Source organism: Methylobacterium mesophilicum SR1.6/6, from assembly GCF_000364445.2.
GTDB lineage: Bacteria > Pseudomonadota > Alphaproteobacteria > Rhizobiales > Beijerinckiaceae > Methylobacterium > Methylobacterium mesophilicum_A.
Genome location: NZ_CP043538.1, coordinates 5587810 through 5608270 on the forward strand (window position 1 = coordinate 5587810; position 20461 = coordinate 5608270).

The 20461-nt window shown below is 70.1% G+C and carries 25 protein-coding genes and 1 pseudogene; 9 read left to right on the forward strand and 17 right to left on the reverse strand.

The window, feature by feature from the left end:
- The first annotated feature begins 60 nt into the window (after positions 1–60).
- Complete coding sequence (locus tag MMSR116_RS26440; RefSeq protein ID WP_158169141.1) at positions 61–1662, forward strand: ABC transporter substrate-binding protein; 1602 nt, start codon at positions 61–63, stop codon at positions 1660–1662.
- 5 nt (positions 1663–1667) lie between these two features.
- Positions 1668–3062, forward strand: coding sequence for an amidase (locus MMSR116_RS26445; protein WP_158169143.1), 1395 nt, complete (start codon positions 1668–1670; stop codon positions 3060–3062).
- 140 nt (positions 3063–3202) lie between these two features.
- Here MMSR116_RS26445 and MMSR116_RS26450 read toward each other — a convergent pair whose 3' ends face one another.
- From MMSR116_RS26450 to MMSR116_RS26465, 4 genes are all read right to left on the reverse strand, one after another.
- Entirely contained in the window at positions 3203–3421 is a 219-nt protein-coding gene (locus MMSR116_RS26450) for a GCG_CRPN prefix-to-repeats domain-containing protein (protein WP_158169145.1), read from the reverse strand.
- 161 nt (positions 3422–3582) lie between these two features.
- Positions 3583–3987 carry a lysozyme inhibitor LprI family protein gene (locus tag MMSR116_RS26455; RefSeq protein WP_158169146.1) on the reverse strand — a complete coding sequence of 135 codons (405 nt, stop codon included), beginning with the start codon at positions 3985–3987 and terminating at the stop codon, positions 3583–3585.
- Between the two features lie 120 nt (positions 3988–4107).
- On the reverse strand, positions 4108–4329 hold the full coding sequence (locus tag MMSR116_RS26460) for a hypothetical protein (RefSeq protein WP_158169148.1): 222 nt from the start codon (positions 4327–4329) through the stop codon (positions 4108–4110).
- Positions 4330–4365: 36 nt separating this feature from the next.
- A complete protein-coding gene (locus MMSR116_RS26465) occupies positions 4366–5802 on the reverse strand; it encodes a hypothetical protein (protein WP_244625537.1) in 1437 nt (478 codons plus the stop codon).
- 532 nt (positions 5803–6334) lie between these two features.
- Between MMSR116_RS26465 and flgB the strand changes: the two genes are divergently transcribed.
- The 7 genes from flgB to cckA all read left to right on the forward strand — a co-directional run bounded on the left by flgB (position 6335) and on the right by cckA (position 12967).
- Positions 6335–6736, forward strand: coding sequence for a flagellar basal body rod protein FlgB (gene flgB, locus MMSR116_RS26470; protein ID WP_158169150.1), 402 nt, complete (start codon positions 6335–6337; stop codon positions 6734–6736).
- Positions 6737–6804: 68 nt separating this feature from the next.
- Positions 6805–7212: a flagellar basal body rod protein FlgC gene (gene flgC / locus MMSR116_RS26475; protein ID WP_158169152.1), complete on the forward strand. Its 408-nt coding sequence runs from the start codon at positions 6805–6807 to the stop codon at positions 7210–7212.
- 19 nt (positions 7213–7231) lie between these two features.
- On the forward strand, positions 7232–7546 hold the full coding sequence (gene fliE / locus MMSR116_RS26480) for a flagellar hook-basal body complex protein FliE (protein WP_158169154.1): 315 nt from the start codon (positions 7232–7234) through the stop codon (positions 7544–7546).
- 250 nt (positions 7547–7796) lie between these two features.
- On the forward strand, positions 7797–8063 hold the full coding sequence (locus MMSR116_RS26485) for a flagellar biosynthetic protein FliQ (RefSeq protein WP_158169156.1): 267 nt from the start codon (positions 7797–7799) through the stop codon (positions 8061–8063).
- A gap of 51 nt (positions 8064–8114) precedes the next feature.
- Positions 8115–8876 (forward strand): flagellar biosynthetic protein FliR, encoded by a 762-nt coding sequence (fliR, locus tag MMSR116_RS26490; protein WP_158169158.1) that lies wholly within the window; start codon positions 8115–8117, stop codon positions 8874–8876.
- A gap of 50 nt (positions 8877–8926) precedes the next feature.
- A complete protein-coding gene (flhB, locus tag MMSR116_RS26495) occupies positions 8927–9994 on the forward strand; it encodes a flagellar biosynthesis protein FlhB (protein WP_158169160.1) in 1068 nt (355 codons plus the stop codon).
- 168 nt (positions 9995–10162) lie between these two features.
- Positions 10163–12967, forward strand: a complete 2805-nt coding sequence (cckA, locus tag MMSR116_RS26500; protein WP_244625538.1) for a cell cycle histidine kinase CckA — start codon at positions 10163–10165, stop codon at positions 12965–12967.
- 313 nt (positions 12968–13280) lie between these two features.
- Here the strand turns inward: cckA and recA are convergent, their stop codons facing one another.
- From recA to tuf, 13 genes and pseudogenes are all read right to left on the reverse strand, one after another.
- Positions 13281–14342 carry a recombinase RecA gene (gene recA, locus MMSR116_RS26505; protein ID WP_373866322.1) on the reverse strand — a complete coding sequence of 354 codons (1062 nt, stop codon included), beginning with the start codon at positions 14340–14342 and terminating at the stop codon, positions 13281–13283.
- Positions 14343–14966: 624 nt separating this feature from the next.
- Positions 14967–15230 carry a 30S ribosomal protein S17 gene (gene rpsQ / locus MMSR116_RS26510; protein ID WP_158169162.1) on the reverse strand — a complete coding sequence of 88 codons (264 nt, stop codon included), beginning with the start codon at positions 15228–15230 and terminating at the stop codon, positions 14967–14969.
- 21 nt (positions 15231–15251) lie between these two features.
- Complete coding sequence (gene rpmC, locus MMSR116_RS26515; RefSeq protein WP_158169164.1) at positions 15252–15467, reverse strand: 50S ribosomal protein L29; 216 nt, start codon at positions 15465–15467, stop codon at positions 15252–15254.
- A gap of 12 nt (positions 15468–15479) precedes the next feature.
- Complete coding sequence (gene rplP / locus MMSR116_RS26520) at positions 15480–15893, reverse strand: 50S ribosomal protein L16 (protein WP_158169166.1); 414 nt, start codon at positions 15891–15893, stop codon at positions 15480–15482.
- 11 nt (positions 15894–15904) lie between these two features.
- Complete coding sequence (gene rpsC, locus MMSR116_RS26525; RefSeq protein ID WP_012319192.1) at positions 15905–16651, reverse strand: 30S ribosomal protein S3; 747 nt, start codon at positions 16649–16651, stop codon at positions 15905–15907.
- A 10-nt stretch (positions 16652–16661) separates the two neighbouring features.
- On the reverse strand, positions 16662–16988 hold the full coding sequence (gene rplV, locus MMSR116_RS26530; RefSeq protein ID WP_158169168.1) for a 50S ribosomal protein L22: 327 nt from the start codon (positions 16986–16988) through the stop codon (positions 16662–16664).
- A gap of 60 nt (positions 16989–17048) precedes the next feature.
- Positions 17049–17327 (reverse strand): 30S ribosomal protein S19, encoded by a 279-nt coding sequence (gene rpsS / locus MMSR116_RS26535; RefSeq protein ID WP_012319190.1) that lies wholly within the window; start codon positions 17325–17327, stop codon positions 17049–17051.
- A 5-nt stretch (positions 17328–17332) separates the two neighbouring features.
- Positions 17333–18169, reverse strand: coding sequence for a 50S ribosomal protein L2 (gene rplB, locus MMSR116_RS26540; protein ID WP_020094256.1), 837 nt, complete (start codon positions 18167–18169; stop codon positions 17333–17335).
- A gap of 25 nt (positions 18170–18194) precedes the next feature.
- A complete protein-coding gene (locus MMSR116_RS26545; protein ID WP_020094257.1) occupies positions 18195–18491 on the reverse strand; it encodes a 50S ribosomal protein L23 in 297 nt (98 codons plus the stop codon).
- Complete coding sequence (rplD, locus tag MMSR116_RS26550; protein ID WP_158169170.1) at positions 18488–19108, reverse strand: 50S ribosomal protein L4; 621 nt, start codon at positions 19106–19108, stop codon at positions 18488–18490. The genes MMSR116_RS26545 and rplD overlap by 4 nt, the downstream gene beginning before the upstream one ends.
- Entirely contained in the window at positions 19108–19833 is a 726-nt protein-coding gene (gene rplC, locus MMSR116_RS26555; RefSeq protein ID WP_020094259.1) for a 50S ribosomal protein L3, read from the reverse strand. The genes rplD and rplC overlap by 1 nt, the downstream gene beginning before the upstream one ends.
- 51 nt (positions 19834–19884) lie before the next feature.
- The gene (rpsJ, locus tag MMSR116_RS26560) at positions 19885–20193 is read right to left on the reverse strand and encodes a 30S ribosomal protein S10 (RefSeq protein WP_043351245.1); all 309 of its coding nucleotides are present in this window, start codon (positions 20191–20193) and stop codon (positions 19885–19887) included.
- A gap of 80 nt (positions 20194–20273) precedes the next feature.
- Positions 20274–20396 (reverse strand): annotated as a pseudogene (tuf, locus tag MMSR116_RS26565) (elongation factor Tu); the annotation flags it as partial.
- Between the last annotated feature and the right edge of the window lie 65 nt (positions 20397–20461).

Sequence of the window (20461 nt, forward strand, 5' to 3'; positions counted from 1 at the left end):
TGCCGGGGGATGGCATGGGATTCGCGGCGGGCGCACCGCACCTACGACGAGTGGAGCCCAATGAGAGTTCGCCGCCTGATTGCCGCCGCCCTGGCGGGTTCCGTGGCCCTGACGGGTGCGGCCCGCGCGGAGAGCGTCCTGCGCATCGCCATGACCGCCACCGACATCCCGACGACCACGGGCATGCCCAATAACGGCTTCGAGGGCATGCGCTTCCTCGGCTACCCGATCTTCGAGGGCCTGGTGCAGTGGGACCTGACGAGCACGACCAAGCTCGCCGGCATCGTCCCGGCGCTCGCCGAGCGCTGGGAGCAGGATTCGGCCGACAAGACCGTCTGGACCTTCCACCTGCGCCAGGGCGTGACATTCCATGACGGGACGCCGTTCAACGCCGACGCGGTGATCTGGAACCTCGACCGGTACTTCAAGAACGACAGCCCGCAATTCGAGCCGCAGGGCGCCGGCATCTCCCGGGCGCGGGCGCCGCTGGTCGGCAGCTACAAGAAGATCGACGACGCGACGGTCCAGATCACCACCACGCAGGTGGCCTCGTACTTCCCCTACATGGCGGTGTACCTGCTGTTCACGTCGCCGGCCTCGTTCGAGAAGGCGGGGCGCGACTGGGCGAAGGTCGCGGCGCTGCCGGCGGCCGGGACCGGGCCGTTCAAGATCACCCGCGTGGCCCCGCGGGAGGCGGTCGACCTCGCCCGGAACGACGCCTACTGGGACCCGAACCGGAAGGCCAAGGTCGACAGGGTCCGGCTGCTGCCGATCCCGGAGGCGAATGCCCGGGTTGCGGCGCTCCGGGCCGGCCAGGTCGACTGGATCGAGGTGCCGGCGCCCGACGCGATCCCGTCGCTCAAGCAGGCGGGCTTCACCATCACCACGGGCTCGTACCCGCATGTCTGGCCCTACATCTACAACATGGGCGCCAAGGACAGCCCGCTGAAGGATGTCCGCGTCCGGCAGGCGCTCAACTACTGCATCGACCGGGCCGGCATCGTCGAACTGCTCAACGGCACGGCCGAGCCGGCCTCCGGGTGGCTCAACGACAAGGACCCGAATTTCGGCGCTCCGCAGAACCGCTACACGTTCGACGCCGCCAAGGGGAAGGCGCTGCTCGCCGAGGCCGGCTACACCGACAGGAAGCCGCTGAGCCTCAAGGTGATGATCTCGTCCTCGGGCTCCGGCCAGATGCTGCCGATGCCGATGAACGAGTATCTCCAAGAGAACCTGAAACAGGCCTGCGGCGTCGATCTCAGCTTCAACGTGGTCGAGTGGCAGGTGCTGCTGAACGCGAGCCGGCTCCTTCCGGACACGCCGAGCCTCCAGGGCTCGCTGGCGCTCAACGTCTCCTCGCCCTCCTCGGACGCCGCCGTGATGGCGCGCTACTTCGCGGGCGACCGGTTCCCGCCGGCCGGCTTCAACTTCCCCAACTGGAAGGACGATGCGTTCGATGCGGCTCTCAAGGCACTCGCCGAGACCACCGACGCCAAGGTGATCGACGCGCAGACCAAGATCGCCCACGAGCGGCTGGTGGACAATCCGCCCTGGCTGTTCGTCGTCCACGACCTCAACCCGCGCGGGATGTCCAAGAAGATCCACGGCTTCGTCTCGCCGCAATCCTGGTTCGTCGATCTCACCCTCGTCAGCGTGCAGTGACCCCGATGTCCGAACTCGATCCCGTCCACGCCTCGGCAGCCGAACTCGGCCAGGCGATCCGCACCCGCAAGCTCTCGCCGGTCGACGCGGTCGACGCGCTGCTCGGCCGCGTCGACCGGCTGGAGCCGAAGCTCCAGGCCTTCACGGACGTCTTCCACGCGGATGCGCGCCTCGCCGCCGAGGGCGCCGACCGGGCGATCCGGTCGGGCCACGCGGTGGGGCCGCTCCACGGCGTCCCGGTGGTGCTCAAGGACCTGATCGACCTGGAGGGCCGGATCACCATGGGCGGCTCGGCCGCCCACCGCGCCCGCCGGGCCGAACGGACGGCCACGATCGCGCGGCGCCTGATCGCGCAGGGGATGATCGTGCTGGGCAAGACCCACACGGTGGAGTTCGCCTATGGCGGGTGGGGCACCAACCAGCACCTCGGCACGCCCTGGAATCCCTGGGATCTTGAGACGCCGCGCACGCCCGGCGGGTCGAGCAGCGGCACCGGCGTGGCGGTGGCGGCCCGCATGGCGCCCTGGGGCATCGGCACCGATACCGGCGGATCGGTGCGCCTGCCCGCCGCCTTCTGCGGCCTGACCGGGCTCAAGGTGACGGTCGGGCGGGTCTCGACCTGGGGGATCGTGCCGCTCTCGACCACGCTGGACACCCCCGGCCCGCTCGCCCGCACGGTGGAGGACGCCGCGCTCCTCTACGAGGCGATCTCCGGCCCCGACCCCCTCGACCCGACGACCCGCGGAATCCAGCCGGACGCCCCCTGGTCGGCGCTCAACCGCGGCGTGCGCGGCCTGCGGCTCGGGCGCATGCCGGCGACGGAGCGGGACGGCGTCGCGCCCGACATGCTGGCCGCCTACGACGCGGCCCTCGACGTCCTGGCCGGGCTCGGGGCCGAGATCGTCGACGTCGCCCTGCCGTTCCGGTTCAGCGACTGCGTGGCGATGAGCGGGATCACCAACGCGGAGGCCTACTTCGTCAACGGCGCGCTGGCGGAGGATCCGGCCGCCCAGCTCGGCGACGCCGTGCGGGCGCGGATCCTGGCCGGCGCCAAGGTCTCGGCCCAGGAGTACCTCGGCACGCTCCACCGCCGCGCCGCCATGAAGCTGCAATACGCGGCCGCCCTGGAGGGGATCGACGCCCTGCTGACGCCGACCACGGAATGCGCGGCGGTGGCACTGTCCGAGGTCGACGAGGCGCATCTGCCGTCGCGCTTCACCCGGTTCGGCAACCTGCTCGATCTCTGCGCCCTGTCGCTGCCGGACGGGTTCACCGCCGCCGGGCTGCCGCTCTCGCTACAGATCGTCTGCCGGGGCTACGATGAGGCCATGGCCCTGCGGATCGGGCAGGCCTACCAGCAGGCGACCGAGTGGCATCGGCGCTTGCCGCCGGTGAGGTAGGGGCGGCGGAGGCGTCCGGCACGGCTCATGGCGTATCCGGAGATCGCGGATCCGGCCTGAGCGGCTCCACCGCAGCGCGGGCCGAAGCTGCCCGTGGGAGCCTTACGTCGGACGGGCTCCCCCTCGGGGCAACCTCCGGCTCAGCGGCACCACCGGGTGCCGTAGGGGCCGTAGCCGGCCACGCGGCCGCGATGGCGCAGACACCAAGCCTGGTTCTGACCGCCCCACACGCAGCGGCCCCAGGCATTGCGGTGGCCGTTGGGGCCGCAGGCGCCGAGCGCGGACGCGGGCGCGGTTGCGGAACTGAGGGCGGCCGCGAACGCGACGAGGCCGATCACGGCGAGCACGGGCTTCTTCATCGGATCACTCCTGCGGGACGACCGCGCGGACGGGTTCGGCGGCGCCACCCACGCACCATCGCGGCGCGGATTTGCGCCTGTTTTTCAGCTCCGCCTCCGACGTAACGTTTTGTATCGCCCGGCTCGGCCGGCAGATCAGACAGGCGCGGAGGAAGGCCGCTTCACCGCTCGCACGACAGGTCACCGCCGGGGCAGGCGCGCTGATCCGTCAGGTCGCGGGTCCGCCGCGCCGTCAGCGTGACCGCGCATTCGCCGAGGAGCATCGGCATGATCGTCCCGCCGGACTCGGGATGATCGGCGTCATGGCCCGTCTCCAGATCGCACTCGCAGTCGCGGAACAGCCGCCACGCCTGCTGGGCTCGCTCCAGGTTGCGGCGGCCGACGGGATCGAGCCTGTCCCGCAGGGCCGCCTCGGCGCGTGACAGATCGGCCTCGGCCGCCTGCAGCTTGCGGCGCGCGCAGAGGGTTCCGTCCGCCTGGTTCGGCGCATCCGCGCAGAGCGCCGGCGTCTCGCAGGAGCCGGCCGTCGGCCAGAGGACCAGCAGGGCCAGGCATGTGCGCCGCATCGCGAGCATCCCCGATCGGCGCACCCGTATCCCGCGCACGCCCTCTCGCCTCCGGCCGGCCGGAGAATCCGGCGCCTTCGACCTGCCGCCGGGCACGGGCCTCGCCGGCACCGGTCGGCGCTAGGCGCGCTGGGGGGAAGCCGGCTCGAACCGTCCCAGGAACCGGGTCCGTTCCCACAGCTCGACCACGTTGCGCTCCGCCATCGCCCGGACCTGCCGGCGGGCCTGGATGTCATCCTCGGCGGCCACGATCTCGGCCGAAGAGATGCGACCGGCACGGTCGAGCTTGAACGCCCGGTAGGCGCGGCTTCGGCGCGCTGTCTCAGCGGTCAGTGCGAGCATCGGGCCCTCCTCCGCGCCGAGGGTTCCCGAGATCGGTTAACCGATCGTTAACGGCGCCGGACAGGCCCGGTGCGGCCTCGGCAGCCTATCACCCGCGATCCGGGTAGCGCAGCCCGGCTCAGCTCCGCTTGTCCAGGGGGCGGCCCAGCAGGCGGGCGAACTCGGCCTCGATCTCCTCCACGGAGAAGGGGTTTCCAGCCGATTTCTGGTCGGGCCGCTCGGTCGGAGCCGGGGGCGGTGGCGCAGCCGGTGCAGCGGGTTTCTGCGGCGGAGCGTCCGGGAATGCCGGTGCGGCCTTCGGCATGGCCGGCTGCGGCGGGGGAGGCGGGGGCGGAACGGGCCTCGAGACCGGCGCAGGCGCGGGGGGGGGACCGGCACGGGAGGAACCGGCACGGGGGGGCTGGCGGAGGGCGCGGCCGGCGGCGCGGGCTGACCGGCGGCCTTCTCGACCGGGGGCGAAACAGCAGGCGGACGGGGCTGCGCGGGCGGGGCCTCAGGCGCAGGCGGAGCCGACGCCATCGCGGCGGCGACCGGATCGACCCCCTCGGTCGCCGGAGCGGACGCCGCAGGCGCGGGGGCCGGCGTCACCGCGGAGGAGGGACGCGACAGAGCGGCCTGGAGCTGCCGGGCCATGTCGGAGAGCACCGCCGGATCGACGGTGCGGCGATCGGACGGGACGGTGAGGCTCGGGGCCGGTGGCGGCTCTCCGGCGGCCTCGACCAGACGTTCGGAGGCCGGCCCGGGCCGCGCCTCGGCCAAGGGCGGTGCCGTCCGGCTCAGGATCCGGCGGGGGTTGATGGGCTCGCGGGCGGGCGCGGGCGCCACGGCGGGCGCCGCGACCGGCGGAGGTGACGCCGGCGAGGGTGACGCCGATGAGGGTGACAGGGGCGGAGCCGACAGGGGCGCGGACACATCCTGGCCGGGCTCGTCGCCGCCGAGGAGGGCAACGTCGAGCGGCAGCGTCACCGCGGGGGCCGCCGCGGAGCGCGGGACCGGAGGCGGCACCACCACGGGCATCGCGAAGCCCGGATCGAACAGGGGATCGGCGCGCCGCCCCGGCATATCGGGAAGGGCCAGCGCCGGCTCGGGCAGACGGCCACCCTGCACCAGCGGATCCGGGAGCGGCTCGTCGAGGGCGTCTGGAGCCAGATCGGGCCGCAGGGCCGCATCGGTCAGGGGGCGCTGCGTGCGCTGGATGTTGCGCTCGACCACGACGTCGTTGGGCCCGCCCACGAGGAGCAGGTGCTCGACATTGTCCCGGCGCAGCAGGATCAGCTGGCGGGCCCGATCGAGTTCGTAGACGTCGACGATTCCGAGCCGGGGCTGGCGCCCGCGGCTGCCCGCACGTCCCGGCAGCGCGAGGCTGCGGCCGGTGAGCCGCCGGACGGTGAACACGATGGCCGCCAGCGCCGCGAAGATGACGGCGAAGATCACGACATACTGGACGATGGGGGAGCCGTCAGAGCCGAACACGGATTGCAGCCATCGCAAGGTTACGCACTCGCACGTTCCGGCCGCGGCGGGTGCGCGCCCGGCATGGGCTTGTCCATATCACGCCGGACGGGTCGCAAGGCAAACGCCGTTAAGTGTTCGTTAACAGACCTTTTAAATTAACGCTATCAAGACAATAGGTTGTGAAAAAGGCTTCTGCCCCCTCCAAATCGGACATCCGACGTGCCGTCGCGGTCCCGCGACGGTCGCGGGACGACCTGCTCCAAGATGGGCGGACATGCAGGTGGACCTCTTGCGCCGCGTCGTCGGCGCACGACGCCCGAGGGCGCGCCCTCAAGCATTCCGACGTCTCCGGGCACGGGCCGTCCGGCAATCGGATACTTCGTTCGACGCCCTGCACGCCGGCTCGGGCCGCAGCGTCTTGCGCTGGATCGCGGCAGTCGGGCCCCGGGTCACGGGCCGGGCGATGGCTTAACGGGCCGTTAACCATGCGCACGGCAGTTTTTGCCGAGCCCGCTCGATCCGGCGCGGCGACATCAGACCGGAGGCGACCGTGGCCCTCACCGACCTGCCCGTGCTCGGCATGCTCCGGACCCGGATGCAATGGGCCCAGGCGCGCCAGGGCCTGATCGCCGAGAACGTCGCCAATGCCGACATGCCAGGCTTCAGGCCCCGCGACCTCGTCGCGCCGCGGTTCGACCGGGCGACCGGTGCGGCCGTCAACGCCTCCACCACGCTGGCGCTGACGAGTCCGGCGCACATCGCGCCGGCCGGGCAGGGCGTCGGGACCGATTCCAAGCGCGCCAAGGGGTTCGAGATCCGCCCGAGCGGCAACGGCGTCAATCTCGAGGACGAGATGATGAAGGCCGGCGAGAACCAGTCGGACTACCAGCTCGCCGCCTCGCTCTACCAGCACAGCCTGACCACCCTGAAGATCGCCGTCGGCAAGAGCTGATCAGGAGCTGATCGGGCGTCGACGAGGCGGCAGGCCGGACATCCGTCGCGGCAGGAGGGCCCTGAGCCATGGAATTCACCAAATCGCTCGCGGTGGCGGCCGCCGGTCTCAAGGCCCAGTCGGGCCGGATGCGGATCATCGCCGAGAACATCGCCAACGCCGATTCCGCGCCGGCCTCGGCGGGGACCCAGCCCTACCGGCGCAAGATCCCGACCTTCACGAGCCACCTCGACGACGAGACCGGCGCCCGGCTCGTCGAGGCGGGGCGCGTCCGGCGCGACCAATCGGCCTTCCGCACGAAGTTCGAGCCCGGCAACCCCGCGGCCAACGTGCGGGGCGAGGTGCAGATGCCCAACGTCAACGCGCTGATCGAGAACATGGACCTGCGCGAGGCCCAGCGCTCCTACGAGGCGAACCTCAACATGGTCACCGCCACGCGCAAGATGCTGGCGCAGACGCTGGCGATCCTGAAGTGACGGCCGGGGACGCATAGCCATGGCTTCGAGCAACTTCGCGGCGGGCGCCTACGCCGCCGTCCAGGGCCTCGCCTCCGGCCAGCCCACCCCCCGGGTGCAGCCGGCCGCCGGAGCGGGCGGCGACTTCATGCAGTTCCTCGGGCAGACACTCGACAGCGTCGGCGACGCCGGGCGCCGGGCCGACGCGCAGGCCGTCTCGGCCGCCGCCGGCAAGGCCAACGTGGTCGACGTGGTCACCGCGGTGGCCGAGAGCGAGACCGCCCTCCAGACCATGGTCGCGGTGCGCGACCGCATGATCTCCGCCTACGAGGAGATCATGCGGATGCAGATCTGACGATGGGTCGTCCACCGCTCGCGATCAGCAGCCGGATCATCCCATCCACCCTCCTCACCCTGGGGTGCCGGAGCGCGGCGCAGGCCTCGAAGGAGCCCTCCAGGCAGCCGCGCGATCCCTGGAGTCCTCCTTCGAGGCCCGCTGTGCGGTCACCTCAGGATGAGGGGTTAGGGTTGGACAGACCTTCCACCGGCACGGACAGCGCTCCAGCCGTCCCGTTCCGCAATCCTGGCACACAACGGCACCCCCAATGACCGGCCTCGCCATCCTCGACGTCGCCCGCGACGGCATCTTCGTGTTCCTGAAGATCGCCGGACCGCTGATGCTCGTCTCCCTCGCGGTGGGTCTCGCCGTCTCGCTGGTCCAGGCCCTGACCCAGGTCCAGGAGCAGACCCTGATCTACGTGCCCAAGATCGTGTCGGTGTTCGCCGCGCTCCTGCTGATGCTGCCCTTCATCGGCGACGCCATGGCCGGCTACATGACCCGGATCGCCGCCCGCATCGCGGCGGGCGGGTGATGCCCGGTCCGGCCACGACAGGGGCACGATCCGCGTGTCATAGGGGCGGCGATGAACCTGCTCCTGCCCGGGATCGCCTCGGCCTACCTGATCGTCTTCGCCCGCGTCGGCACGCTGATCATGCTGATGCCGGGGATCGGCGAGCAGACGGTGGCGCCGCGCCTGCGGCTGGCCTTCGCGCTGCTCGTGAGCCTGGTGCTGTTCCCCACCGTGCGCCCGCTGCTCGGCGGCACCGACGGGCTGGCCGGTCCCCGGCTGATCGGGCTCCTGTTCGGCGAGACGATCATCGGGCTGGTCCTCGGCCTGACGGTGCGGATGGTTCTGGCCGCCCTGCAGACCGCCGGGATGATCATCTCGGCGCAGCTCGGCCTGTCCTACGCCATGACGGTGGATCCGAGTCAGGGCGGCCAGCAGGTCGCGGTCGGCAACTTCCTATCGCTCCTCGGGATCACGCTGATCTTCGCCGCCGACCTGCACCATCTCGCCATCCGGGGCTTGGCCCGGAGCTACGAGGTGCTGCCGCCCGACGGCGTCCCGGCCTTCTCGGACGCGCTGATGCTGGCGACCCGGGCGCTTGCCCGCGGCTTCACGCTGGCGGTGCAGATCTCCGGGCCGTTCATCGCCTTCGGGATCCTGTTCAACCTCGGGCTCGGCGTACTGTCGCGTCTGATGCCGCAGCTTCAGGTGTTCTTCCTGGCGGTGCCGGCCTCGGTGCTGGTGGGCATGCTGATCCTGATCGGCTGCCTCGGCGTCATGATGGGCGTCTTCCTGGACGATATCGGCCGGTATCTCGCCGAACCGGTCGGCCCCTGAGCGGGCCGACCGCGGTCCCGTATCCCAGCGCGCGCCCAGGCCGCTGAGCGATGGCCGAGGGCGTGGACGACGAGGACAAGACCGAGGAGCCGTCGCAGCGGCGGCTCGATCAGGCGATCGAGCGCGGCGACGTCGCGACCAGCACGGAGGTCAACACCTTCGCGATCCTGGGCGCCTTCACCCTCGCCCTGATGCTCGCGAGCCCGAGCATCGCCCAGAACCTCGTCCTGGGGCTCAAGGCCTATCTGGCGAACGCCCACACCCTGCCGGACGACGCCACCGCCATGCGGCAGGCTTTGACCCACGGCCTCTGGCTATGGGTGCAGGCGGTGGCCGTCCCGGTGGGGCTGGCGGCGGCCGCGGGCCTCGCGGCAGGGCTCCTGCAGCACCCGCTGGTGTTCAGCCCCGACGCGCTGATGCCGAAGTTCGAGCGCCTCTCGCCGATGGCCGGCGTGAAGCGGCTCGTCGGGATCGAGGCCTGGTTCCAGTTCGGCAAGGGGCTCGCCAAGATCATCACCGTGGGCGTCGTCGGCGGCGTGCTCCTGTGGAACGACCGCGACCGGCTGGAGGTGTTCGCCCAGCTCGATCCCGTCGCATCCCTGCCGGCGATCCTGTCCCTCTGCCTGCGGCTGCTCGCCGGCATGCTGTGCATGCACCTCGCGATCACGCTGGGCGATGCGCTCTACGCGCGGTTCCGCTGGCGCAAGCGACACCGCATGTCGAAGGAGGAGCTGAAGCAGGAGATGAAGGAGTCGGACGGCAACCCGGAGGTGAAGGGCCGCCTGAAGCAGCTGCGCATGGCGCGGGTGAAGAAGCGCATGATGGCCGCCGTGCCGACCGCCACCGTGGTGGTGACCAACCCGACCCACTACGCGGTGGCGCTCCGCTACGAGGCCGGCATGGCCGCGCCGGTCTGCGTCGCCAAGGGCGTCGACGCCCTGGCGTTGCGGATCCGCGCGGTGGCGGCCGAGCACGGCGTCGCGGTGATCGAGAACCCGCCCCTCGCCCGGGCGCTCCACGCCACCGTGGAGATCGACCGCGAGATCCCGGCCGAGCATTACCGCGCCGTGGCGGAGGTCATCGGGTTCGTGCTGCGCCTGCGCCGAAGGGCCGCGTAGGCCCGCCATGCCGGGCCTCGCCGAGCGCGGGACGTGGGAAAGCCACGCTTCCTCCACCTTTTTTCGCGAGGCTGCGTCGAGGCTTGGCGCGACGCGCGTAGTGCCGGCCTGCCCGTGTACTGATATGGCCGATGGGCCCAACCGGGTGACTGTTCTGGAATGAAGCTGATGGCCGACGTCACTGGACCTCCGGCGCCCGCCGAGGGCCCGCCGAATGCGGCGCTGCCGGTCTCCGGTGCGCAGGTGCCGGTCGCGCCGCCGGTCGGTTCGTCGGCCGCGTCGTCGGCCGCCCCGCAGGGGACGGGCTCGATCGACCGCTCGGAGCAGCCGGGCCGGGTCGGGCTGCTGCTCGTGCTCGCCGGGCTCCTGGTCGGCGCCGCGATCGGTCTGTCCTTCGTGGCCAACGAGCAGGCCCAGTCGCTGATCGTCTGGCTGCTCGCCCTGCTGGCCATGGCGGGCGTGTTCTTCCTGTTCGCCCTGGCGATCGGAGCGCTCCAGCTCAGCGGCAGCGCCGCCCGCGACGACATCACCAAGGGCATCGTCGACGCCTCGCCCGACGGGCAGCTGGTGGTCGAGGAGGGCGGCCGGCTGATCTACGCCAACGAGGCCTACCTGCGGATCGCCAGCGGCGACACCTTCTCCAACCTCGTGCCGGTGGAGCGCATCCTGGTCGGCTCACCGGAGGTGTCGGAGGCGGTCTACCGCCTGTCTCAGGCCTCGCGGGATGCCAGGGCGCACACCGAGGAGGTCCGGATGTCGCCGCCGCTCGGCCCCGTGGCCGGCGAGCGCGGCTTCGGCTGGTACCGAGTCTCGGTGCGCCCGCTCGCGCGCCCGCGCCGGGCGGCCTCCCTGTGGACCGTGGCCGACATCACCGCCGAGCGCGAGCGGCAGGAGAACGTCTTCCAGGAGCTCCAGCACGCGATCGACTATCTCGACCACGCCCCGGCGGGGTTCCTGTCGATCGATCCCGCCGGCGCCATCGTCTACATGAACGCGACGCTCGCGGCGTGGCTCGGCTACGACCTCGCCAGCGTCGGCCCCGGCGGCCCGCACCTGACCGAGATCGCCCCTGAGGCGGACGTCCTCGTGCGCACGGCCGGCCTGCCGGGGGAGGTGCGCACCGACCGGTTCGACCTCGACCTGCGGCGGCGCAACGGCCACACGCTGCCGGTTCGGCTCTACCATCGGGTCGCCTTCGGCAAGGACGGCAAGCCCGGCTCCTCGCGGACCTTCGTGATCAACCGCTCCGCCGGGGCCGAGACCGACGAGCCCCAGCGCGCCGCCGAGGTGCGCCTCGCCCGCTTCCTCAACAACTCGCCCATCGCCATCGCGACGCTGGACCGGGCCGGCCGGATCGCCCGGGCGAACGCCTCCTTCACCCGACTGTTCGGCACGGTGCCGCGCCAGGCGGATGACGGCGAGATCGACGGCGAGGCCGCCCCGCGGGTCGAGCCCAACGTCGCCGATTCGGTGGCCGACCGCACCAGCCTCGAGGCCGGGCTCGCCCGGGCGGCGAGCGGGCTCACCGACCCAGAGCCCATCGAGGTGCAGCTGAACGGTCCGGGCGGCCGCTCGGCGCGGGTCTGGCTCAGCCCGGCCGACGGCGGCGATCCGGGGCAGCAGACCGACGAGGCCGAGCGCGTCATCCTCTACGCCCTCGACACCACGGCCCAGCGGCAGCTGGAGCAGCAGGTCGCCCAGGCCCAGAAGATGAACGCCGTCGGCCAGCTCGCGGGCGGCATCGCGCACGACTTCAACAACGTGCTGCAGGCGATCATCGGCTACTCGGACCTTCTGCTGGCGAGCCACCGGCCGACCGATCCGGCCTTCCAGGACATCATGCAGATCAAGCAGAACGCCAACCGGGCGGCGGGCCTCGTCCGCCAGCTCCTGGCGTTCTCCCGCCGGCAGACCCTGCGGCCGGAGGTGATGAATGTCGGGGAGGCCCTCTCCGAACTCACGCTCCTCCTCAAGCGGCTCCTCGGCGAGCGCGTCGCCCTGGAGCTGAAGCACGGCCGCGAGGTGTGGCCCGTGAAGGCGGACGTGAACCAGTTCGAGCAGGTGATCGTCAATCTCGCGGTCAATGCCCGCGACGCCATGCCGGACGGCGGCAAGCTGATGATCCGCACCGAGAACGTCACCGATCCGGGGACCACCGCCGGCGCCGAAGGGCGAGGCGGAGCTCCGGCGGGCGACCACGTGCTGATCGAGGTCCGCGACACCGGCCAGGGCATCCCGTCCGAGCTGATGGAGAAGATCTTCGAGCCGTTCTTCACCACCAAGGAGATCGGCAAGGGCACCGGCCTCGGCCTCTCGACGGTGTTCGGCATCGTCAAGCAGTCCGGCGGCACCATCGACGTCCAGTCGACGATGGGCGAGGGCACGGCCTTCCGCATCTACCTGCCGCGGCACGTGCCGGTCGCCGAGCCGGAGGAGGTGCCGACGCCGGCCCTGCCGCGCGCGGAGCCGGGCGCGCTCCCGAAGCCGGATGCCGCGGAGGGCGCGAAGCCGGATCTCAAGCCGTCCGAGCCCGCCCCGCCCGGCGAGGCCGCACCGGGCAAGGCCGGGGTGCCGGCGCCGCGCAAGCCCGCGGCCGACCATACGGGGCAGGGCACCATCCTGCTCGTGGAGGACGAAGATCCGGTGCGCGCGGTCAACAGCCGGGCGCTCTCGGCCCGCGGCTACACCGTGCTGGAGGCGGCCTCGGGCCTTGAGGCCCTGGCCATCGTCCGCGAGGGCCTGCAGCCCATCGACCTCGTGGTCTCCGACGTCGTCATGCCCGAGATGGACGGCCCGACCCTGCTCCGAGAGGTGCGCAAGCACCAGCCCGACCTGAAGGTGATCTTCGTCTCCGGCTACGCCGAGGACGCCTTCCGCAAGAACCTGCCGGAGGGCGAGACCTTCAACTTCCTGCCCAAGCCCTTCAGCCTGAAGCAGCTCGTGGAGACCGTGAAGAAGACGATGGTGGATTGAGGCGGGGCCGCGCGCCAGCGCCCGGGCTCTCCCGGGCGGCATGCCCGGGTTCTCGCAGTGTCCGTTCCATGGCGAGCGCCGGCGTCCTTGCGAGCGGAGCGAAGCGATCCGGCCGCACAACGACGGCCAGCCTCGCGCCGCCCTGGGTTCACCTTCGCTGCGCTCGTGATGACGGCGCACAGCACGCGCGCAGCCGCGACGCGGCCGTGTCCTACCCCGGAACGGGAAGCGGCCCCGGAGAGACTCCGAGGCCGCCAAAACTCAAGCGTCGATCAATGCGCCGCCCGCCCTCTCAGGCCCGCGGCGGCGCGTCTTACGCCTCGCCCTCGTCGAGGTCGTCCGCCGTCGGGGCGGCGTTCTCCAGGATCTTCTCGGCGACCAGACCGGAATTCTGCCGGATCGAGCCCTCGATCTCCGCGGCGATCTTCGGGTTGTCGCGCAGGAAGCCTTTCGAGTTCTCGCGGCCCTGGCCGAGGCGCTGGCTGTTATACGAGAACCAGGCGCCGGACTTCTCGACGATCCCGGCCTTCACGCCGAGGTCGATCAGCTCGCCGACCTTCGACACGCCCTCGCCGAACATGATGTCGAATTCGACCTGCTTGAAGGGCGGCGCGACCTTGTTCTTCACCACCTTGACGCGGACCTGATTGCCGATCGCCTCGTCCCGGTCCTTGAGGGTCGAGATACGGCGGATATCCAGGCGCACCGAGGCGTAGAACTTCAGGGCGTTGCCGCCCGTGGTCGTCTCGGGGCTGCCGTACATGACACCGATCTTCATCCGGATCTGATTGATGAAGATGACCATGCAGTTCGAGCGCGAGATCGAGCCGGTCAGCTTGCGCAGGGCCTGACTCATCAGGCGGGCCTGGAGACCGGGCTGGCTCTCGCCCATCTCGCCCTCGATCTCGGCCCGCGGAGTCAGCGCGGCCACCGAGTCGACCACCAGCACGTCGATGGCGCCGGAGCGCACCAGCGTGTCGGTGATCTCGAGCGCCTGCTCGCCCGTGTCGGGCTGGGAGATCAGCAGGTCGTCGAGATTGACGCCGAGCTTGCGGGCGTAGACCGGGTCAAGGGCGTGCTCGGCATCCACGAAGGCGCAGACGCCGCCCTTCTTCTGGGCCTCCGCAATGGTGTGCAGCGCCAGCGTCGTCTTGCCGGACGATTCGGGGCCGTAGATCTCAATGACGCGGCCGCGCGGCAGGCCACCGACGCCGAGCGCGATGTCGAGACCCAGAGAGCCGGTCGAGACAGTCTCGACCTCCTGCACCTTGTCGGACTTCCCGAGCCGCATGATCGAGCCCTTGCCGAAGGCGCGCTCGATCTGAGACAGGGCGGCGTCAATGGCCTTGGACTTGTCCTTGTCCACCGGGGGCATGTCGACCACTTTCAATGCGGGCTGGGCCATCTGGCGGGCTCCTTATGAAGGGGTTGGACGCAGTTCACAACGCGCGTCGCCACGGCCTCTATGTACCTGTTTTGTTCTCTATCGGCAAGGGCTGTAGGGCTGCTCGGCCGCCGGCTGGCCGCGAAATTCTGCGTGCGTCTCGGATAAAGCTGCGACGACAGCAACCCGTCCGGAGTCTCGACCGGGGAGGGCGAGATTCGCGGGCGCACGGTACGCGACACGAGATCGGAGAGCCTCAGATCGGCGATCCAAGCCACGCACTCATACTGAGGAGCGGCAAGGGGCCGCGCAGGCCTCGAAGACGCCCTCCAGATCGCCCCGAGATCCCTGGAGCTTTCGATGGCCGCCCTCGCACGCGGGCATCTCGGCATAAGGACGGGATCACTCGATCACGCACAGCAGCGTACGATCGTGGACCGTGCCGCAGGCGCTCGTCCGGACCCCACCGGCCGCAGGCACCGAAAACGACGACGCCCGGCACGAATCCGGCTCTTGCGAGTCGAAATGCGTCCGGGCGTTCGTCGTTCCGCTCAGACGGCGCCCCCGGGATGGACGCCGCTTCAGGCACCATCCCGCTGCGCCGCCGGGTCGGGATCAGGCGGCTTCGCCAGCCTCGGCCTGGGCAACCTCGCCCTCGACCAGCTTCCAGGTCTTGGTCTTCGAGTAGGGCCGGCACTCCTCGATGAACACCGTCTGCCCGACCTTGGCGACATTCGCCTCGTCGTGCGCGTGGTAGTTCTTGGAGCGGCGGACGGTCTTCTTCATCACCGGGTGCGTGAAGCGGCGCTCCACCTTCACCACGATAGTCTTCTCACCCTTGTCGCTGACGACGGTGCCCTGCAGGATGCGCTTCGGCATGGTTGTCTCCTAAAACCCGCCTCAGCCCTTGGCCTGCTGCAGCGTCTTGGCACGCTGCAGAGTCCGGACACGGGCGATGTCGCGACGGACCTCGCGGACGCGGGCGACGTTCTCGAGCTGGCCGGTGGCCCCCTGGAAGCGCAGGTTGAACTGCTCCTTCTTGAGGTTGATCAACTCGTCATTCAGCTGATCCGGCGACAGCGCCTTCAGATCAGACACTCGTTGGGTCGACTTCACGATATCCTCCGTTCAGTCGGCGATGCGCTGGACGACCCGCGTGCGGATCGGGAGCTTCGCGGCGCCGAGGCGGAGCGCCTCCTTGGCGATGTTGTCGGCAACGCCGTCGACCTCGAACATGATCCGGCCGGGATGGACCCGGGCCGCCCAGTAATCCGGGGCGCCCTTGCCGGAGCCCATGCGGACCTCGGTCGGCTTCGACGAAACCGGCACGTCCGGGAACACCCGGATCCAGACGCGGCCCTGGCGCTTCATCTCGCGGGTGATCGCGCGGCGGGCCGCCTCGATCTGGCGGGCGGTGACGCGCTCAGGCTCCACCGCCTTCAGGCCGAACTGGCCGAAGTTCAGCTCGAAGCCGCCCTTGGCCGCACCGTGGATGCGGCCCTTGAACTGCTTGCGGAAGCGGGTCTTTTTCGGTTGCAGCATGGCGTCCTACCTTATGCGTGCTCGCGCTCGCGGCGTCCGCGCTCGCGGCCGCCCTCGCCATCGCGCTCACGGCGTCCGCCGGAACGGCCGCCCTCTTCCTGGGCCTTCTTGTCCTGGGCCATCGGGTCGTGCTCAAGGATCTCGCCCTTGAACACCCACACCTTGATGCCGCAGGTGCCATAGGTCGTGAACGCCGTCGCGGTGCCGTAGTCGACGTCGGCGCGCAGCGTGTGCAGCGGGACGCGCCCCTCGCGGTACCATTCCTGCCGGGCGATCTCGGCGCCGCCGAGGCGGCCCGAGCAGTTGATCCGGATGCCCTCGGCGCCCAGACGCATGGCCGACTGCACGGCCCGCTTCATGGCGCGCCGGAAGGCGACGCGGCGCTCAAGCTGCTGGGCGATCGAGTCGGCCACCAGGGTGGCGTCGATCTCGGGCTTGCGCACCTCGACGATGTTGATGGTCACGTCGGCCTTGGTCATCGTGCCGACGAGCTTGCGCAGCTTCTCGATGTCCGCGCCCTTCTTGCCGATCACCACGCCCGGACGGCCCGAGTGGATGGTGACGCGGCACTTCCGGTGCGGGCGCTCGATGACGATCTTGGAGACCGCCGCCTGCTTGAGCTGCTTCATGAGGGCGGCGCGGATCGCGACGTCCTCGTGCATGAGCTTCGCGTAGTCGCCCTTGTTGGCGAACCAGCGGGAATCCCAGGTCCGGTTGATGCCGAGCCGGAGACCGATCGGGTTGACTTTCTGACCCATCAGATCCTCCTCAAGCCGCTTCGGCTTGGCGGACTTCGCGAACCACGATGGTGAGGTTCGAGAAGGGCTTCAGGATGCGCGCGCCGCGGCCGCGGGCGCGGGCGTGGAAACGCTTGAGAACCAGCGCCTTGCCCACGAAGGCCTGGGAGACGACGAGGTCGTCGACGTCCAGGTCGTGGTTGTTCTCGGCGTTGGCGATGGCGCTCTCGAGGCACTTCTTGACCTCGGTGGAGATCCGCTTGCGCGAGAACTGCAGCTCGGCGAGCGCCGTGTCGACCTTCTTGCCGCGGATCATCTGCGCCACGAGGTTGAGCTTCTGCGGGCTGACGCGCAGCATGCGCGCGACGGCCTTGGCCTCGTTCTCGGGGAGCGCGCGGGGGTGGCTTGCTTGCCCATCTCAGCGCCTCTTCGCCTTCTTGTCGGCCGCGTGGCCGGGGAAGGTGCGGGTCGGCGAGAACTCGCCGAACTTGTGCCCGACCATCTCCTCGGTGACGTAGACCGGGATGTGCTTCTGCCCGTTGTGCACACCGAAGGTGAGCCCGACGAACTGCGGGAGGATCGTGGAGCGGCGGCTCCAGATCTTGATGACCTCGGAGCGCGAGGAGCCCCGCGCCGCCTCGGCCTTCTTGAAGAGGTAGCCGTCGACGAACGGCCCCTTCCAGAGAGAGCGTGCCATAGCGATTACTTCTTGCGGTTGTGGCGGCTGGACAGGATGAACACGTCGGTCCGCTTGTTGGACCGGGTCTTCTTCCCCTTGGTGGGCACGCCCCAGGGCGTGACCGGGTTGCGGCCGCCCGAGGTGCGACCCTCGCCGCCGCCGTGCGGATGGTCGACCGGGTTCATCGCCACGCCGCGGTTGTGCGGGCGCTTGCCGAGCCAACGGTTGCGCCCGGCCTTGCCGAGCGAGATGTTCATGTGGTCCGGGTTCGAGACCGCGCCGACGCTGGCGAAGCACTGACCGTGGACCAGGCGCTGCTCGCCCGAGTTCAGGCGCAGCGTCACGTAGCCCTGGTCGCGGCCGACGATCTGCGCGTAGTTGCCGGCCGAGCGGGCGATCGCGCCGCCCTTGCCGATCTTCAGCTCGACATTGTGGACGATCGTGCCCACCGGCATCGAGCCGACCGGAGCCGCATTGCCCGGCTTGATGTCGACGCTCTCGCCGGCCACCACTTTGTCGCCCGGCTGCAGGCGCTGGGGGGCCAGGATGTAGCTCTGCTTCCCGTCGGGGAAGTTGATCAGCGCGATGAACGCCGTGCGGTTCGGATCGTACTCGATCCGCTCCACCGTGGCGGCGACGCCGAGCTGCTCGCGACGCTTGAAGTCGACGTTGCGCAGGACGCGCTTGTGACCGCCGCCGCGGAAGCGGACGGTGATGCGACCCAGGTTGTTCCGGCCGCCGGAGGACGACTTGCCCTCCGTCAGCGCCTTCACCGGCTTGCCCTTGTAGAGCTCACGGCGGTCGACGAGCACGAGCTGGCGCAGGCTCGGCGTGACCGGTTTGAATGTCTTCAAGGCCATCGGCTTGGATCCCTAAATCCCGTCCTCAGAGCCCGGTCGTGACGTCGATCGAGTGGCCCTCGGCCAGGGTCACGATCGCCTTCTTCACGTCGGAGCGCTGTCCGCGGAGACCGCGGAAAATCTTCTTCTTACCCTTGGTGACAAGGGTGTTCACGGCCGTGACCTTCACGTCGAACAGCTTCTCGACGGCCTCCTTGATCTGAGGCTTGGTCGCCTTGGGGGCGACGCGGAAGACGACCTTGTTCTGTTCGGTCAGGTTCGTCGCCTTCTCGGTGATCACCGGGGAGACGACGATGTCGTAGTGGCGCGGATCGGCACTCATTTGAAACGCTCCTCCAGCGCGTCGACGGCAGCCTTCGTCAGGACGAGCGTGTCGCGGCGCAGGATGTCGTAGACGTTGATGCCCTGCACGGGCAGCACGTCGATCTGCGGGATGGCGCGGGCGGCCCGGCCGAAATTCACGTCGACCTCGGCACCGCCGATGATCAGCGCGTTCGAGAGGCCCATCTTGCCGAAGCGCTCGACGAGACCCTTGGTCTTGTGATCCTCGATCTTGATGTCGTCGACGACGATCAGGGTCGAGGCCTTGGCCTTGGCCGACAGGGCGTGGCGCAGGGCCAGCGCACGGACCTTCTTGGGCAGGTCGTGGCTGTGGTCGCGCGGCACGGGGCCGAAGGCGCGTCCGCCGCCGCGGAACTGCGGCGCCGAGGCCGCGCCGTGGCGGGCGTTACCGGTGCCCTTCTGCTTGTAGAGCTTCTTGCGGGTCCGGTTCACGTCCGAGCGGTTCTGCACGGCATGGGTGCCGGCGCGGCGCTTGGCGAGTTGCCAGCGGACCATGCGCTGCAGCAGGTCAGCGCGGGGCTCCAGGCCGAAGATCTCTTCGTTCAGTTCGACAGAGCCGGCACCGGCGCCGTCGAGGGTTCTCACATCGAGCTTCATCACGCGGTCTCCTCAGCCGCAGGGGCCTCGGTCGCCGGAGCGGAGGCGCCGTTCTCGCGGAACTTGCCCGGCAGCGGAACATCGGCGGGGAGCTTGCGCTTCACCGCGTCGCGGATCTGGATCCAGCCGCCGGCAACGCCCGGCACCGCGCCCTCGACCAGGATCAGGCCGCGCTCGGGATCGGTGCGCACGACGCGCAGGTTCTGGGTGGTGACCCGCTCGACGCCGAGGTGACCCGGCATCTTCTTGTTCTTGAAGGTCTTGCCCGGGTCCTGACGGCCGCCGGTCGAACCGATCGAACGGTGCGAGATCGACACGCCGTGCGTGGCGCGCAGGCCGCCGAAGTTCCAGCGCTTGATGCCGCCGGCGAAACCCTTACCGGTCGTGGTGCCGGTGACATCCACGAACTGGCCGGGGATGAAGTGATCCGCGGTGATCTCGGCGCCGACCGGGATCAGCGCGTCCTCGGACACGCGGAACTCGGCGAGCTTCTTCTTCGGCTCGACCTTGGCGACCGCGAAGCGGCCCCGCTCGGCGGCCGAGACGTTCTTGACCTTGGCCTTGCCGACGCCGACCTGCAGCGCGACGTAGCCGTTCTTCTCGACGGTGCGGTGGGCCACCACCTGGCACTGATCGATCTTGAGCACCGTGACGGGGACATGCTCCCCCGCGTCCGTAAAGACGCGGGTCATGCCGACCTTCTGTGCGATGACGCCTGAGCGCATAGGTTCTCTCCCTCGCGCGATGAAACGGTAAGCCCTAAGTCCTCAGCGGACTCAGAGCTTGATCTCCACGTCCACGCCCGCGGCGAGGTCGAGCTTCATCAGCGCGTCCACGGTCTGCGGCGTCGGATCGACGATATCGAGCACCCGCTTGTGCGTGCGCATCTCGAACTGCTCGCGCGACTTCTTGTCGATGTGCGGCGAGCGGTTCACGGTGAACTTCTCAATATGCGTCGGGAGCGGGATCGGACCCCGGATGGTCGCGCCGGTGCGCCGGGCCGTGGAGACGATCTCCTTGGTCGACGCATCGAGGATGCGGTGATCGAACGCCTTCAGGCGGATACGGATGTTCTGACCGTTCATGATCCTGGAACCTTGAGAGGGACGGCGGGGTACGCGAGGCTCTCGCCCCGCCGCGCCCTGCTAAGGATGCTTGCTCGAGCTCAGTCGTTGATGGCGGCGACGACGCCGGCGCCGACGGTGCGGCCGCCCTCGCGGATGGCGAAGCGCAGCTTCTCCTCCATGGCCACCGGCACGATCAGCGCCACGTCCATGGTCACGTTGTCCGCCCGGCAATCCCGCCGGCCAGCCCGCCCGCTTGTCAGAAGATGGCTCAGCGCCCGGTCCACTT